Source organism: Paenibacillus sp. FSL H8-0122, from assembly GCF_038005345.1.
Lineage (GTDB): Bacteria > Bacillota > Bacilli > Paenibacillales > Paenibacillaceae > Paenibacillus_AQ.
This window is the reverse complement of the sequence record NZ_JBBOTB010000001.1, coordinates 5,216,668-5,232,290: the sequence shown is the minus strand read 5'-3', so window position 1 is coordinate 5,232,290 and position 15,623 is coordinate 5,216,668. Positions and strand designations below refer to the sequence as shown.

Here is a 15,623-nt window from a genome sequence, read left to right as displayed (position 1 = left end):
CCCTGCTAGGGATGAGAACCCTCGGTGGTTCGTTGGAGCATAAGCTTCGTTAGGGTTGCTTCGCAATCTTTCGCGCAGCGAGAGTATCCCTCTCTCTCCGTTCTTCAATTAACACATAAGGAGCTCATATTGAGCTCCTTTTTTGCGTTCACCCAGCGGGAGTAGCTGAATCTCTGGATGATACGATCTCCCTGTCTGATGTCGTAATTCCATATAATCGATGTCGCATTTATCTACTAAAAATCCTGCTTATTATATGATACTTTATAGGTGATGTCAGAATAATGTATATGGAGGTGCAGGTGAGTGAGCATTAGGATTGGCAAGATTAGCTTTTGGCATGTACATGCCTGGGATTATACGAAGCAGGCTCAGGAGCATGGCGATACGGAAATTGCTGCGGTATGGGACGAGGATGCGGAGCGGGGCAGGAAGGCGGCAGAGAGCTTGAATGTCCCGTTCTATGATTCTTTGGATGACATGCTTGCCCGGAAGGATATAGATGCCGTTATTGTCGATGCGCCAACCCAGATGCACCGGGAGGTCATGATTGCGGCGGCCAGAGCAGGTAAGCATATCTTCACCGAAAAGGTTGTAGCTGCAACGCTGAGTGAGGTTAACGAAATCCTCTCAGAGGTCGAGACTCATGGAGTGAAGCTAACCGTATCCCTGCCGCGGCTGAATGACGGTTATACGTTATCGGTTCAAGACATTCTAAGCCAGGGACTACTAGGGGAGATTACGTATGTCAGAGTCCGCTTATCGCATAACGGTGCAACGGCCAACTGGCTTCCCGAGCATTTCTATAGCCTGGAGCAATGCCAGGGCGGGGCTTTGATTGATCTGGGATGTCATCCCATGTACCTGACCAGGTTGTTTCTGGGTCAAGAGGTGACCGGAGTAAGTGCGAGCTTCGGATATGTGACGGGCAAGGAAGTGGAAGACAACGCAGTAGCGATGCTCTATACCGATTCGGGAGCGATCGGTGTGGTGGAAGCCGGCTTCGTGAACAGCTACTCCCCGTTTACCATAGAAGTGCATGGAACGGAAGGAACTATACTCTATGGAACGCCTGAAGCGAAGCTGCTCGTCAGAAGTACTAAGGCGGCAGATCAAGGAGCTTCCTGGAACGATACGCCTGTGCTTGCTAACCGGGACAGCGCTTTCCAGCAATGGGTCGCCCACATCCAGAACAACACACTTGCTTCTGACAATATTCAAGCGGCAACCGAGCTTACCCGGTTAATGGAGGCGGCGAATCTCTCGGCGAAGGCAGGACGGGTGTTCCGGTTAGCCGAACTGAAATCTTAATCACTTATCCGGGTACAGAGCGCAGCTTAAGCAGGAGGTTAACATGAGCCCTTTTCCCTTCGAGATTATGTTTGAGAAGATGGATCTGCTGGAAAGACTGGATATTTCCATCCTGTGGGGACATTATGAAATTTCTGTTCTCCGGTTTCATTTGACCTCTTTTCCGCCGGGGAAGGTCATTGATTTCCATAACCATGCTGAATTTGAATTTCATTTCATCCCGCGGGGCAAGGGAACGGTCATTCTTGGGGATCAGCAGTATCCTTTATCGGAGGGAATGCTCTATTTGACCGGACCGGGAGTGATGCACCGTCAGGAAGCGGATGCGGAAGAGTCGATGGAGGAGTTATGTCTGCATGTCAACATTACGGAGAAGCAGAGAGACGATGCAGACCCATGGGAGGTTGCGGAAGCGGAAGAATGCGTGGAGAAGCTGAGGAGGCTGCCGCTGATCCCTGCGCAGGATTATCACAGGGCGATGAAGTGTTTTCTGGAAGCCTATGAGGCCTGTGACGGCAAGCTTGCGGGATATTACACCTCTATCAAGCATCTCGTGATCAGTATCCTGCTGAAGGTAACCAGAGCATATGATGCAGGCGGGATGGGAGCTGCGGCACCCGTACGGGATATGGTGACCTACCGCTATCAATATGCCGTTCAATACATGGAAGCGAATTATTCAGCAGCCGTGACGCTGGAGAATGTTGCCGAGAAGCTGAATATCAGTCCGAGGCAGCTACAGCGGATATTTAAGCAGGTTGATCCGGATCACACCTTCAGCCGGATTCTTGAAGACATCCGGTTGCAGGCGGTGTGCAGCAAGCTTGAAGCCAGCAACCTGTCGATCGAACACATCGCGGAGTCTGAGGGGTTCACCAATGCAACCTATCTGCATTCGGTATTCCGCAAGCGGCTGGGCATGACCCCGGCTGCTTACCGCAAGGCCCGAAAAATACTTGAACAGTGAGGATGAGATGGCTATGAGCAAAGTGTATCGTGTTGGCGTGATCGGCTGTGGAGGAATTGCGAACGGGAAGCATCTGCCTGCCTTAAGCAGACAGGATAAGGTTGAAGTGGTGGCCTTTTGCGATATTATCAAGGAACGGGCTGAAGCGGCTGCTGAACAATACGGCAGTGCGGATGCGGCTGTCTATACGGATTACCAGGAATTATTGAAGGATGCTTCCATTGATATTGTTCATGTGCTTACTCCCAATGATGCGCATGCGGAAATATCCATTGCGGGCTTGGAAGCGGGCAAGCATGTGATGTGTGAGAAGCCCATGGCCAAAACAGCAGCCGACGCCAATCGTATGGCTGAAGCAGCGAAACGTACAGGGAAGAAGCTGACTATAGGGTATGACAACCGGTTCCGGCAAGACAGCTTGTATCTGAAAAAAGTCTGTGAATCAGGCGAGCTCGGTCATATCTATTATGCGAAAGCACATGCTATCCGGCGCAGAGCAGTCCCTACCTGGGGGGTCTTCCTGGATGAGGAGAAGCAGGGGGGCGGCCCGCTGATTGATATTGGAACCCATGCGCTGGATCTGACGCTCTGGATGATGGACAACTACAAACCGAAGGTTGTGCTGGGGACCAAATACCACGAGCTCTCCCAGAAAGAAGACGCTGCCAACGCCTGGGGGCCCTGGGACCCGAAGAAATTCACCGTGGAAGACTCTGCGTTCGGGATGATTGTAATGGAGAACGGCGCAACGATTACGCTGGAAGCAAGCTGGGCGCTGAATTCGCTTGACGTGGATGAAGCCAAGTGCAGCTTGAGCGGAACCGAGGCGGGTGCGGACATGAAAGATGGTCTCCGGATTAACGGGGAGAAGCACAGCAAGCTATACACGAATAAAATTGAGCTAGGTGCCGGGGGAGTAGCCTTCTATGACGGCAAAGAGGAGAAATCTACGGATATCGAATTAAGAAAGTGGATCGAAGCGATCGAACAGGATAAAGATCCGGTCGTGACTCCTGAACAGGCCTATGTAGTCTCCCGGATTCTGGAGGCCATCTATGAATCGGCCCAGACGGGTAAGGCGGTATATTTAGACTAGGCGATCATTGTTAGGTCAGATCTCAAATTTCGTAAAAGCTTCAAATGTTAAAAAAGCAGCGATTCTCTTATAGGAGAATTGCTGCTTTCTGTTTTTGGTCCCTTGATGTTTGGAGGGTTTCTTTTTTGTGTTAAAAAATCTGTTTTCGCATCCCGCTTAAACAGCGGAGCGGACGGAACGATTGTGGAAAAGCGGCAGCGGTCGCCTTTGTGTCCGGATTTTCACCGCTAAGGGGAATGAAAAAAATCTGGACACAACAGCGATTGTAACAACGTTCCGTTTGCGGAGCGTCCACCCAAGTGCTAACGTTGATCCTGCTCAAAAAAGCCAGCTGTCTCGTATTTGCCGAATTTCCATTTACAATCTGACATCTAGCGTAGATCTTCTGTAGAAGAACCACGCTGCAATCACAAGTGTAACAGCCACCAGTATCCCCGACTCACCTGTCCAGAGATAGGCATTCTTCCCGCTGGTGAACCGGTCGAAAGCGTCCTGAATGATAGCATTCCATGAAGCGTGGAGCAGAACTGCCGGCCATAGGCTCCCCGTGCTTAAGCGCAATAGACTAATAATGATGTTGAATGAGCTGATGGTTACCATGAACAATACGACCGATAAGGCCAGAGAAGGGCCTGAATAGTAGCTGCCGATTAGAATCGCCGGGATATGCCACACGCCCCAGATCAGACCGCCCGTGATTATAGGTCTGGGTACGCGGGCCTCTATGAGCCGGGTCAGCATGTAGCCTCTCCACCCTAATTCCTCGCCTGCACTGCTGATGATTCCCATCGCGGTCCCGATGGACATTTGAATAAGGATTGCCCCGGCCAGCGAACCTGCAACATTGCCATTGTGTCCGGTATACTCTGCCAGTCCTGTGATCCAGGCGGTCCCGTAGGCCACCAGGCCAACCGCCACCGGCAACAACAAGATGAATGGAATCGTCCTGAGCGTGCGCCGTCCCCCGAATCTCAGGGAGATATCCGCGAAGCCCTCACGCAGCAGGATACGGGTGAGTATAGAGGAGATCCCGGGCGCCCACATCAGCAGCAAGCCATACACAGGCGTTACAGTAAGAGCCAGTATGTAACTAATAGCCGTAAGAGGAATGAGTAACAGGAAGAATACTAACAAGCTTCTCCTGGCAGATTGGACGGTCTCCTTTTTTTCAATGGTGCTCATTTCAATTTCACTCCTTTGAATGTGTGTAATGCTTGGTAGAGTATAGCAACGAACGGAAATGCGAGGAACAATCTGGAGCCTAGCAGCCCCTTGGGACCTTGGCCCAGTCATCAATGAGACTGTAGATGTAGGGAGACTATTCTACCCTTCAGCCTGACCTCCACCTCCATACACTGCCGGTTCAATCCGTTACCCCTTTAATTAATTGAAGGAATGATGCTGTAAAGAGACAAATGTTATATTAATTCCGCAGAAAAAAAGTATTGTATAAGAAAAGGAAACAACTTCTAAAACGTTCCTGCTTGAAAATCCTCTGTTTTTCTCCTGTTTTCTGTGCATTTTTCGTAAACCTACAATAACCTACTGAATCCTACATATATCATGTTATGTAATATAACACCAACTATTGAATTTTGTATTAATTCCCACAATTATTAGTGACGATTCTCTGACCATGTGTTAATATAAATGACATCATAATCCAAGAAAAGAGAAGCAGCACAGAGAAAGGGGTATACAAGATGAACATGGGGAGAAGGGGATGGCGATGGAGTACTTCATTCAGCAACTAATAAACGGAATATCCGTAGGCAGCATTTACGCTCTGATCGCCCTTGGTTACACAATGGTGTACGGTATCATCAAGCTGATTAATTTTGCGCATGGCGATGTATTCATGGTAGGGTCGTTCATCGGTCTGTACAGTGCCAAATACCTGGCGAATGCCGGATTGCCGCCTATCGTTGTACTGCTCTTGTCGCTGATGATCTCGATGACGATCAGTGCACTGCTAGGTATCAGCATTGAACGTCTGGCGTATAAGCCACTTCGTAAATCCACACGGATCGCGGCGCTGATTACAGCGATTGGCGTATCCTTCCTGCTCGAATATACGGGGGTGCTGATCCTTGGGCCGCAGGCCAAGGGCTTCCCGGATATTATGGATAAGAAGCAGTATCACCTGTTTGGTTCCTCCATTCAGGTCGAGTCCAATCAGATCATGATTCTGCTAACAACGATAATTCTTATGCTGGTGCTGCAATATATCGTCAGGTACACCCGAACGGGCAAAGCCATGCGGGCCGTATCCTTCGATGTTGAAGCGGCGCGGCTGATGGGCATCAACGTAGACCGCACCATTTCCGCCACCTTCGCCATCGGTTCGGCGCTTGCCGCTGCAGCGGGCGTGATTTTCGGCATGACGTACAATTCGGTTGATCCTCTCATGGGCGTAATGCCCGGGCTGAAGGCTTTTGTCGCGGCAGTGCTTGGAGGGATTGGCAGTATACCGGGTGCGCTTGTTGGCGGATTGCTGCTGGGAACCGTGGAGACAGAGATTTCTTCCCTCGGGTTCTCGTCCTGGCGTGACGGCGTAGCCTTTGCGGTACTGATTCTAATCCTTATCTTCAAACCATCCGGGCTGTTCGGCAAGAATGTCCGGGAGAAAGTGTAGGGGGAAGCTGCCGTGAAAAAAATAAATAAAAAATTCTGGCTGGGCATTCTTATTGCCCTTGCGTTCTATGGAATCGTAAAAGTTCTTCTAACAACAGAAATCCTTAGTGATGTGAATCAGTCTATGCTGCTGCTCATCGGGGTTAATATCATGCTGGCCGTGTCGCTGAACCTGATTACCGGGATTACCGGGCAGTTCTCGATTGGTCATGCCGGATTCATGTCGGTGGGCGCGTATACCTCGGCGATTCTTACCCTTGACTACAATGTGCCGTTCATTCCGGCGATTCTTGCGGGCGGACTGCTGGCAGCGGTATTCGGTGTATTAATCGGGATGCCTACGCTCCGGCTTAACGGGGACTATCTGGCTATTGCGACGCTGGGGTTCGGTGAGATTATCCGCATCATTATGCTGAATACGGAATATGTCGGCGGAGCTTCAGGGCTTAGCGGGATTCCGGCCAAGACCACCTGGACCATGCTCTTCTTCTTCACTCTGCTCTCAGTCGTCCTGATTAATAACTTCATTAGATCTACTCACGGCCGGGCCTGTATTGCGATCCGCGAGAATGAGATTGCCGCTGAGGCGATGGGGATTAATACAACACGCTACAAAATCATCGCCTTCACCATCGGTGCGCTGTTTGCCGGTATGGCGGGCGGCCTGTCGGCCCATACGTTCTATGTCATTACGCCGGGCAGCTTCAACTTCCTGAAGTCTTTTGAAATCATCGTCATGGTGGTTCTTGGGGGGCTGGGCAGTACGGCAGGCTCTATCGTAGGTGCGGTGTTCGTTACCCTGCTGTACACCTACTTACGTGAATTCCCGGAATGGCGCATGATTATCTACTCCATCGTGCTCATTCTGATGATGATCTTCCGTCCAAGCGGCCTGCTTGGCGTAAGCAAGTTCTCATTCTTCAAGTTCAGCAAAAAGGAGGCGAAGGCAAATGACGCAATCGAGAGCAGCGGTACTCCTTGATGTGAAAGCGGCCAGCCGGGCCTTCGGCGGACTGAAGGCGGTCAGCGAGGTCTCCCTTCATATTGATAAAGGCGAGCTGATCGGCCTGATCGGACCCAACGGTGCCGGTAAAACGACACTGTTCAACCTGTTGACCGGAGTGTACCCGCCATCGTCGGGCAGCATTCTTTTGAACAATGAGTCTATCGGCGGGATGAAGCCCTACAAGATCAATCATAAAGGCGCTGCGCGTACGTTCCAGAACATCCGCCTGTTTACGGCTATGACCGTGCTGGAGAACGTTAAGATTGCCTTCCATCAGCATGCGAAGCACTCGTTGTTCTCTTCGATGCTACGTCTGCCGAAGCATTTCCGGGGCGAAGAGGAGATTACCCGGAAGGCGATGGATATTCTCTCCATCTTCAATTTGGCTGACCAGAGTGACGAGGTGGCGAGCAACCTGAGCTATGGGAATCAGCGGCGTCTGGAGATTGCCCGGGCGCTTGCGGCCGGACCCAAGCTGCTGCTGCTTGATGAGCCGGCAGCCGGGATGAACCCGAATGAGACGCGTGATCTGATGAATCTGATTGCCTGGATCCGGGAGGAATTCGACCTGACCATTCTGCTGATCGAGCATGATATGTCACTTGTTATGGGGGTCTGCAGCCGCATCTACGTTCTGGACCGCGGAATCCTTATCGCTGACGGAACGCCGGCGGAGATCCGCAACAATCCGAAGGTCATCGAAGCGTATCTGGGACAGGAGGCGTAGCGCCATGCTTACAGTACAGGGAATCAACGTATATTACGGAGCAATTCATGCCTTGAAGGATCTGAGCATCACCGTGAAGCAGGGGGAGATTGTGACCTTGATCGGTGCCAATGGTGCCGGCAAGTCTACGCTGCTCAAGACGCTCTCGGGGCTGCTGAAGCCAAAGACAGGAAGTATTGAATTCCTCAATAAATCGATAACGAATCAAAGCGTGCAGGCGATTGTCAAAGCAGGGCTGATCCATTGTCCCGAAGGACGGCGTGTATTCGCCAATATGTCCGTCGAGGAGAATCTCGAATTAGGCGCTTATCTGCAGGATGGAAGCAGCCTGGCTGCGGACTTCGAGCATGTCTACCGTACCTTCCCGCGTCTCCTGGAGCGCAAAAAGCAGCAAGCCGGAACGCTGTCAGGCGGGGAGCAGCAGATGCTGGCGATGGGGCGCGCCCTGATGGGCCACCCGAAGCTGCTGCTGCTGGATGAGCCGTCGATGGGGCTGGCGCCGCTGCTGGTCCAGGATATTTTCAAGATTATCAAGGAAGTCAACGATGCCGGAACCACTGTCCTGCTGGTCGAGCAGAATGCGCACCAGGCGCTCAAAATCGCCGACCGTGCCTATGTACTGGAGACAGGCCGGGTAGTGCTTGAAGGGGATGCCAAGGAAATGGCCGATTCCGATGAGATCAAAATGGCTTATCTCGGGCACTAGCAGGCTATCCATACTACAGCAGCATCACAGAAACAACATATATAAACTAAATAATCAGGAGGCTGGGAGAAACTATGAAGAAACTTGGGGCCATTATCTTGTCGACAGTATTGACTGCGGTATTAGCATCCGGCTGCGGCAACAACACAGAGAACAGCGGTAACTCTGCAAGCGGCGGCAACACGGCCGGAGGCACCATCAAAATCGGGGCTGACCTTGAGCTCACAGGCGGTCAGGCTTCTTTCGGCGACTCCGCATCCAAGGGCGCAAAGCTGGCGGTTGACCAGATCAACGCCGCAGGCGGTGTACTCGGCAAGCAGCTGGAGCTGGTCGTTGCAGACAATGCATCGAAGTCTGAAGAAGCTACCCAGGCGGCACAGAAGCTGATCACCAATGACAAGGTCGTGACCATCATCGGCGCCTCCACTTCGACCAACACGCTGGGGATTGTTCCGGTAGCTACGGAGAAAAAGATTCCGCTTGTCTCGGTAGGAGCTACCAATCCGAAGGTTACTGTGGATGAGCGCAGCGGCAATGTGAATGAATTCGTGTTCCGCGCGGCGTTCATCGATCCGTTCCAGGGGGAGGTAATGGCTAACTTTGCACTTGATTCCCTGAAGGCTAAGACGGCTGTCATCTATACCGATACTTCGTCCGACTATTCTAAGGGTCTGCAGAAGTTCTTCGAAGAGACCTTCAAGGCCAAAGGCGGCGAGGTGCTGAGCCAAGAGTCTTACCAGCAGAAGGATTCGGACTTCAAAGCAGTTCTGACCCGGATCAAAGCAGCGAACCCGGATGTCATCTACCTGCCTGGTTATTATGAAGAAGTAGGTAAAATTGTGAAGCAGGCCCGTGAGATGGGCATCACCGTTCCGTTCCTCGGCGGCGATGGCTGGGATTCCCCGCAGCTGGCGGAAATCGCCGGTGCCAAAGCGCTGGAGAACACGTTCATGTCCAATCACTACTCACCTGAAGATACAGCTCCTGAAGTAACCAGCTTCGTAGACGCCTACAAGGCGGCTAACGGCGGAGCGGTTCCCGATGGTATGGCGGCCCTGGGCTATGATGCCTTGAAGCTGGTAGCTGATGCGATTACCCGTGCGGGTGAAGCTGATCCGGCCAAGATTACAGAAGCACTGGCAGCGACTAAGGATCTGCAGCTCGCTACAGGCAAAATCACCCTGAACGACAAGCATGACCCGGTCAAAGCAGCAGTTGTCCTGAAATTCGTGGACGGGAAGCAAACCTTTGAGACCAAGGTTAATCCTTAAGCGGCGAAATTGCATATACTGAGGTGAAGGGAACGGGGAGCCGGTCCGCAGGAGGCCAGGGAGCCTCTTGCCTCACCTTAACCGTGAAGAGGAAGGCCCCGAATGGGAGCCTTTCTTTTCGCATCTTACAGGGATACAATATTGACTATAATAGAACAACTTTGAGGGGGAATCGGCATGATTATTGGCGTACCCGCAGAAATCAAGAATAACGAGAACCGCGTCGCCATCACCCCGGCCGGGGTGGAAGCGCTCCGGAAGGCAGGTCATGAAGTGTATATTCAAGCTTCTGCTGGAGCGGGCAGCGGCATGGGTGACAAGGAGTACTCAGATAAAGGTGCAGTGATACTCGATACGGCTGCTGAGGTCTGGAGCAAGGCGGAGATGATTATCAAAGTGAAGGAGCCGCTGCCGGAGGAGTACGGTTATTTCCGCAAAGGGCTGATCCTCTTCACCTATCTGCACTTGGCACCTGAAGCAGAGCTGACCAAAGCACTGGTAGATAGCGGTGTGACCGCTGTGGGCTATGAGACGATTCAGCTTGAAGACGGCTCGCTGCCGCTGCTGATTCCGATGAGTGAGGTCGCCGGACGCATGGCGGTCCAGATCGGTGCCGGACTGCTGGAGAAGCCGCATGGCGGCAAAGGCGTTCTGCTGGGCGGTGTGCCTGGCGTACAGCCGGGAGAGGTCGTCATTGTCGGCGGCGGCATCGTTGGCACCAATGCGGCCAAGATCGCGCTGGGCATGGGGGCGCGCGTCACCGTGCTGGATCTGAATGCGGGCCGTCTGCGCGCGCTGGATGATATTTTTGGCGGACGGCTGGTGACCGTGATGTCGGATTCCTATCATTTGGAGCAGGCTGTGCGCCGGGCGGATCTGCTGATCGGAGCGGTGCTGATTCCCGGTGCCCGTGCCCCGAAGCTGGTTACAGAGGACATGGTGAAGCAGATGGAGGAAGGCTCTGTTATCGTAGATGTTGCGATTGACCAGGGCGGGTCGATCGAGACCATTGACCGGATCACCACCCATGAGAACCCGACCTATGTGAAGCACGGCGTGGTCCATTACGCTGTAGCTAATATGCCTGGAGCAGTCGCCCGGACCTCGACACTGGCGCTGACCAATGTCACGATTCCCTACGCGCTACAGATTGCCAATCTGGGCATCCGCGAGGCTGCGGTGAAGAACGCGGCGCTTGCGCGCGGCCTGAATGTGGTAGCTGGACAGGTGACCAATGCTGCGGTGGCGAAGAGTCTGGGGTATGAATATGCGGATGGAATCCAGGTGCTGGCTGCGGGCGGGGAGAAGTGATCTATAGAGGGGAGAAGCAGATGTTGTACACTGTAGTTCTCCCCGTATTTTTCAGGAAAGTTGACCTTCGAAAAAAGGCTTGTCAAATTGCTTAAGGTTTGATATACTCATTTTTGTTGTCACAAAGAAAAACTTAAAATTTGGCTCGTTGGTCAAGGGGTTAAGACACCTCCCTTTCACGGAGGTAACATGGGTTCGAATCCCATACGAGTCACCAAATTCTTCTATGGATTATGGGATGAGAATTCCCTGGGTTCGTTGAAGCATAGGCTTCGTAAGGAATACTTCGCAATCTCGTAACGGAGTGGAGAGTATCCCATACGAGTCACCAATATGCGGTAGTGGTGGAATGGCAGACACGCTATCTTGAGGGGGTAGTGGGTGTATACCCGTGGAGGTTCGAGTCCTCTCTACCGCATAACATGGAATGAGCAGAGACCTTTGATGATTCGAGGGTCTCTGTTTTAGTTTTCGTCTATGCGAAAACCCGAATACAATGGTGCTGCTGCGCCGAAGGATGGTTCCCCTGCCCCACAGCCAGTAACATTTATAGAGAAATCCTGCAAGAATTGCAACAATACTGATCCATAGAGACGGTCTATGCTGAAATCATGCACGAAATGCAACAAATCCAGTGCTAACTTGCTCTCTGCACCGGAAATTGTGCAAATAATGCAACATTGTGCTTCAGCCAGTCATAGATATAGAGGAATCCTGCAAAAAGTGCAACAATTCTCCATACAAGCGGCCGGTGAGAGAAGGCAGGCAGCCTGTATGGCACAATGCGTAACAGTATGCGATTTTAAATGAAGAGTGGAGTTCTATCGTATAATCCTATCAATCTTGGAGACAATACTAGTAAACGCCTTATTGGGAGGTAGTCTACGGTAATGAATTACTCTGAGATCTATGATCTTCACCTTCAATTGTTAAAAGCTTATTCTGCTCATAACAACGGAGAGTACTCGGCCTATCAAAGGGAGATCGATTACTACACGAATCAGCTGCGTTTGGCGGAAGATATGGTGCAGCGGATTTTTGTGCTGAACCAGTTAGTCAAGATTCGTGAGAAAGAGCGGGACGGTCTGATCAGTTGGTGCTCTGACACATATTTTAATCAAAAGCAAGATTATAGCGGCTCACAGGATGGAGTTATGAGATAACCCGCCTGTGAGTTTTTTATTTTCCTGCCGAAGCGGCTGTCCGTCAGGGAAGCCTTTCCATTGACAGCGCCTCCATGTTCCGTTATACCTGCATATATATCAGGATTCGACAGGGACGGGGGGATTTCTACAGTGAATTCATTAATTTCAGTCATGCTCGTAGATGATGAGCCGCTTGCACTGGAGCATGTGTACCACTCGGTTCCGTGGGAGGAGAACGGCTTCCGGGTGGTCGCCCAGGCGACCAGCGGGCGCATGGCACTGCGGAAATTCGAGGAGCTGCAGCCGCAGATTGTGATTACCGACATCTCCATGTCCCCTATGGACGGGCTGGAGCTGGGACGTCATGTGGTTCAGCTTGCTCCCAGGACCCGGCTGATCTTTCTCACCGCTTACCGTGACTTTGACTATGCCCGGCAAGCGCTGGAGCTGCGAGCGGCCCATTATCTGCTTAAGCATGAGATCAGCCGTAACCGTCTGCTGGAACAGTTAAAGCTGCTGAAGGAAGGTCTGGCAGCGGAGGCCGCTGAGGAAGAAGGGCACGGACATGCGCTCCATATCCTGCTTAAGGATATGTTAGCAGGCAAGTATCAGGCTCCTGCAGGAAATCAGGAATCCCGGCTGCACCGTCTCGTGGCAGATTATCAGCAGGGTCAGCCCGGACTGCTGTATTTCGAGCTGGAGGCCGCATTGAAGCTGGACGGCAGCCGGAGTAATGCACGCAGTACCACTGCCCTGGTATGGAAGAATATCGAAGAAGAGATCCGCCGTCAGACAACGGACTTGGAGGAGCTTCAACTTCTGGAGATGGATGAAGGCGGATACATCGTGCTGCTGAAGTTATCCTCTTCCAGCAGTCTGCTGCTCCAGCATTATAACTTGCGGCAGCTCGCGGCCCAAGTTCTGCTCTGCCTGGAGTCTTACTATCGGGGGGACCTTCCCAGAGTGATCCTCTCCGCAGGCAATGGTGCAGAATTGCCGTACCGCCGGTATGCGGCGATGAGACAGGCATATGATTTTTCCGTATTTCTGCCGCCGGGCGGTGTATTTCTGCTGGAGCAGGCTGCTTCTGCCGGAGAAGCTACCGGTATTGCCCAAGAGGTCAGAGCATACCTGTTATCCCCGGAACGCGGTCTGCTGGAACGGCTGAAGACCGGTCTGGACCACATCGCAACCCAGGCCTACTTGGGAGATTTGCGCGCCGTCATGAGTGAGATTCATGACGCATGCCGTAAGGACGGAAGCCCCAGCCCTGATCAAGTGCTGGGTACAGACGCGCGGCAAGTAGTTAACAGCTTGTACCGGATTCTTGAAGAATGCTTGCAGCAGCCGCAGAGTCCGAAGCGGTATTCCCGCTGGGTCAACAAAGCGATGGAGTATGTTGCCGGGAATTACGCTGATCCCGATCTGTCCCTGGAGACGGTCGCAGGCCATCTGCAGATCAGCAGCATCCATCTGCGGACAACCTTCAAGCGGGAGACCGGCCAGTCGCTGCTCGACTACACGACGGAATATCGGATCGGGCTGGCGAAGCAGCTCCTGCAGACCGGTGAGTACAAGATCTACGAGGTATCGGAGAAGGTAGGGTACAAAACCAGCCAATACTTCAGCCAGGTCTTCAAAAAAACCACAGGTATACAGCCCAAGGATTTCCTGCAACAGAGGGGCAGGGAATAGCTATGCGAAAAATTAAGAATAAAATTCTCGGCAGCGTGATTCTGATCGTTACGCTGTCGGTAACGGCCATCAGTGCTCTGGCGTATGAGCAGTTCTCTTCGATTCTCGAAGCGCAGGCCCTGCGTGAAGATACCATCCATCTGGAGCAGACCACGAATCAGATGAACCACCTGATTGACGATGTGCAGAAATATGCCGCCAATATGGTCAACGATGAGCTGCTTCAGCAGTTTGCTGCAAGGTTGAAGTATTCCTCTACGTATGACGAGCTTAGTGCATACCGCGATGTGGTCACTCAGCTAACCAAATTCAATGTACTGCGGGACTACCTTGAGAGCTCGGCCATCGTCCGCTCGGACGGTAAGATTTTCTGGTCCTCCCTGTATATTGACCCGTATTTTGAACGGCTGCTGCAAGAGGATTGGTATCAGGATGCTTTGAAGAACAATAGCAAAAGCGGGTTCACAGCCCCCCACATCATCCAGGACCCTGACAGCAAAAAAATCGTCAGCTTCTTTATCCGTTTTGATCCCCAGTATGGCGGAGTACTGCTTCTGAATATTGATTATGCAGCTTTTGAGAGTCTGTTCCAGTACTTGGGCCAGTCCTTCGACCAGGTAGCCTGGATCGGCCCGGGTCAATCATTGCTCTATCAGCGAGGCACCGCTACAGAGCTGCCTGCCCACACGCTGAGCGCAGACAGCCCGGGCATTCAAGTTGTTAAGCATGATAAGGGGTATTATCTGGCCAGCGCTTTTGAGAAATCGGACTGGTCTGTCTCCACGTTTACCTCCAACGAACGGTTCTATGAATGGGTGGGTTATATTGTCCGCTACTGGGCCATCTTCCTCGCCTTGTGTCTGGTGCTCTGCTTCCTGTTGTTCCTTCCCATCATCTCGAGTATTATCCGGCCGATCCTGCAGATGACCAAAGCGATGAAGCAGGTGTCTATGGGCAACTATAATGTTCAGCTCTCGTTCCGCAGCAATGATGAGCTGTCTGTGCTGAAGAATGGGTTTGAGACGATGCTTGGGGATATTGAGCGGCAGATGAGCGAAAGGGTAGAGCAGGAGCGCTGGAAACGTAAAATGACGGCCGAGCTGCTGTTCGCCCAGATCAACCCCCATTTTATCTACAATACTCTAAATACGGTTGTGTATCTGGCCCGCAAAAAGAATTACCCGGCTATTGAAGAAATGGTTGAATCCTTCATTGGCATTCTGCATGATGCCGTCAATATCGGTGATACCAGTCTGTATATCACGGTGGAGCAGGAGATGAACATTATCAATCACTTCGTAACGATTCAGAAGTACCGGTATGCAGACCGGTTCGAGGTAGTCTGGAGCGTAGAAGAGGAAGCGAAGGGTGACTATATTCCGAAAAGCCTGATCCAGCCGCTGGTGGAAAATGCTATTTTTCATGGATTCTCAGAGAAAGAGACTGTAGGCCATATAGAGATCATTATCCGCAAGCGCAGCGGAAGGCTGCTGGTCTCGGTCAGAGATGACGGCTGCGGCATGAGCCAGGAGAAGGCCCGGTCTATTATGAATGGAACCCTGCCGCCCGCACGCCTTCCTTCAGGGGCTATGAAGCAGATTGGATTATGGAATATCCGGGAACGAATCGAGTATTTGTACGGACAGGAAGGCCGCCTCGTCATCCGGTCAAGTGAGCAGGGTGGCACCAAGGTGTCTGTTCTCCTGCCAATCCGGCAGCAACCGTCCGAGTGAAAAGCACTATCATTATTTATA

General features: G+C 52.0%; 13 protein-coding genes and 2 tRNA genes. 14 read left to right on the top strand and 1 reads right to left on the bottom strand.

The genetic code is table 11. From position 1 onward, the window contains the following. The first annotated feature begins 306 nt into the window (after nt 1–306). The 3 genes from NSS64_RS22550 to NSS64_RS22540 are packed head-to-tail and all read left to right on the top strand — an operon-like array spanning nt 307 to nt 3,374. Nucleotides 307–1,311 carry a Gfo/Idh/MocA family protein gene (locus tag NSS64_RS22550; RefSeq protein ID WP_341141585.1) on the top strand — a complete coding sequence of 335 codons (1,005 nt, stop codon included), beginning with the start codon at nt 307–309 and terminating at the stop codon, nt 1,309–1,311. A gap of 43 nt (nt 1,312–1,354) precedes the next feature. Further along, the gene (locus NSS64_RS22545; protein ID WP_341141584.1) at nt 1,355–2,278 is read left to right on the top strand and encodes an AraC family transcriptional regulator; all 924 of its coding nucleotides are present in this window, start codon (nt 1,355–1,357) and stop codon (nt 2,276–2,278) included. Between the two features lie 13 nt (nt 2,279–2,291). Next, a complete protein-coding gene (locus NSS64_RS22540) occupies nt 2,292–3,374 on the top strand; it encodes a Gfo/Idh/MocA family protein (RefSeq protein ID WP_341141583.1) in 1,083 nt (360 codons plus the stop codon). A gap of 357 nt (nt 3,375–3,731) precedes the next feature. Here NSS64_RS22540 and NSS64_RS22535 read toward each other — a convergent pair whose 3' ends face one another. Beyond that, nucleotides 3,732–4,556: a type II CAAX endopeptidase family protein gene (locus tag NSS64_RS22535; RefSeq protein ID WP_341141582.1), complete on the bottom strand. Its 825-nt coding sequence runs from the start codon at nt 4,554–4,556 to the stop codon at nt 3,732–3,734. A gap of 547 nt (nt 4,557–5,103) precedes the next feature. Here NSS64_RS22535 and NSS64_RS22530 point away from each other — a divergent pair. The 11 genes from NSS64_RS22530 to NSS64_RS22480 all read left to right on the top strand — a co-directional run bounded on the left by NSS64_RS22530 (nt 5,104) and on the right by NSS64_RS22480 (nt 15,602). After that, nucleotides 5,104–6,009 carry a branched-chain amino acid ABC transporter permease gene (locus NSS64_RS22530; protein WP_036723345.1) on the top strand — a complete coding sequence of 302 codons (906 nt, stop codon included), beginning with the start codon at nt 5,104–5,106 and terminating at the stop codon, nt 6,007–6,009. Between the two features lie 12 nt (nt 6,010–6,021). After that, entirely contained in the window at nt 6,022–6,990 is a 969-nt protein-coding gene (locus NSS64_RS22525; RefSeq protein WP_339254191.1) for a branched-chain amino acid ABC transporter permease, read from the top strand. Then, a complete protein-coding gene (locus tag NSS64_RS22520; protein ID WP_341141581.1) occupies nt 6,959–7,741 on the top strand; it encodes an ABC transporter ATP-binding protein in 783 nt (260 codons plus the stop codon). Before NSS64_RS22525 ends, NSS64_RS22520 begins: the two co-directional genes overlap by 32 nt. 4 nt (nt 7,742–7,745) lie before the next feature. Beyond that, nucleotides 7,746–8,447 carry an ABC transporter ATP-binding protein gene (locus tag NSS64_RS22515; protein WP_340943459.1) on the top strand — a complete coding sequence of 234 codons (702 nt, stop codon included), beginning with the start codon at nt 7,746–7,748 and terminating at the stop codon, nt 8,445–8,447. Between the two features lie 74 nt (nt 8,448–8,521). Next, nucleotides 8,522–9,718: an ABC transporter substrate-binding protein gene (locus NSS64_RS22510; RefSeq protein WP_339254195.1), complete on the top strand. Its 1,197-nt coding sequence runs from the start codon at nt 8,522–8,524 to the stop codon at nt 9,716–9,718. A gap of 177 nt (nt 9,719–9,895) precedes the next feature. Beyond that, nucleotides 9,896–11,029 carry an alanine dehydrogenase gene (ald, locus tag NSS64_RS22505; RefSeq protein WP_341141580.1) on the top strand — a complete coding sequence of 378 codons (1,134 nt, stop codon included), beginning with the start codon at nt 9,896–9,898 and terminating at the stop codon, nt 11,027–11,029. Between the two features lie 142 nt (nt 11,030–11,171). Further along, a tRNA-Glu gene (locus tag NSS64_RS22500) sits at nt 11,172–11,246 on the top strand. Nucleotides 11,247–11,364: 118 nt separating this feature from the next. Beyond that, nucleotides 11,365–11,447: transfer RNA gene (locus tag NSS64_RS22495), tRNA-Leu, on the top strand. 472 nt (nt 11,448–11,919) lie between these two features. Further along, nucleotides 11,920–12,192 carry a hypothetical protein gene (locus NSS64_RS22490; protein WP_341141579.1) on the top strand — a complete coding sequence of 91 codons (273 nt, stop codon included), beginning with the start codon at nt 11,920–11,922 and terminating at the stop codon, nt 12,190–12,192. Nucleotides 12,193–12,324: 132 nt separating this feature from the next. Further along, nucleotides 12,325–13,869 (top strand): response regulator, encoded by a 1,545-nt coding sequence (locus NSS64_RS22485; protein ID WP_341141578.1) that lies wholly within the window; start codon nt 12,325–12,327, stop codon nt 13,867–13,869. A 2-nt stretch (nt 13,870–13,871) separates the two neighbouring features. After that, nucleotides 13,872–15,602 carry a cache domain-containing sensor histidine kinase gene (locus tag NSS64_RS22480; protein ID WP_341141577.1) on the top strand — a complete coding sequence of 577 codons (1,731 nt, stop codon included), beginning with the start codon at nt 13,872–13,874 and terminating at the stop codon, nt 15,600–15,602. Nucleotides 15,603–15,623 lie beyond the last annotated feature (21 nt).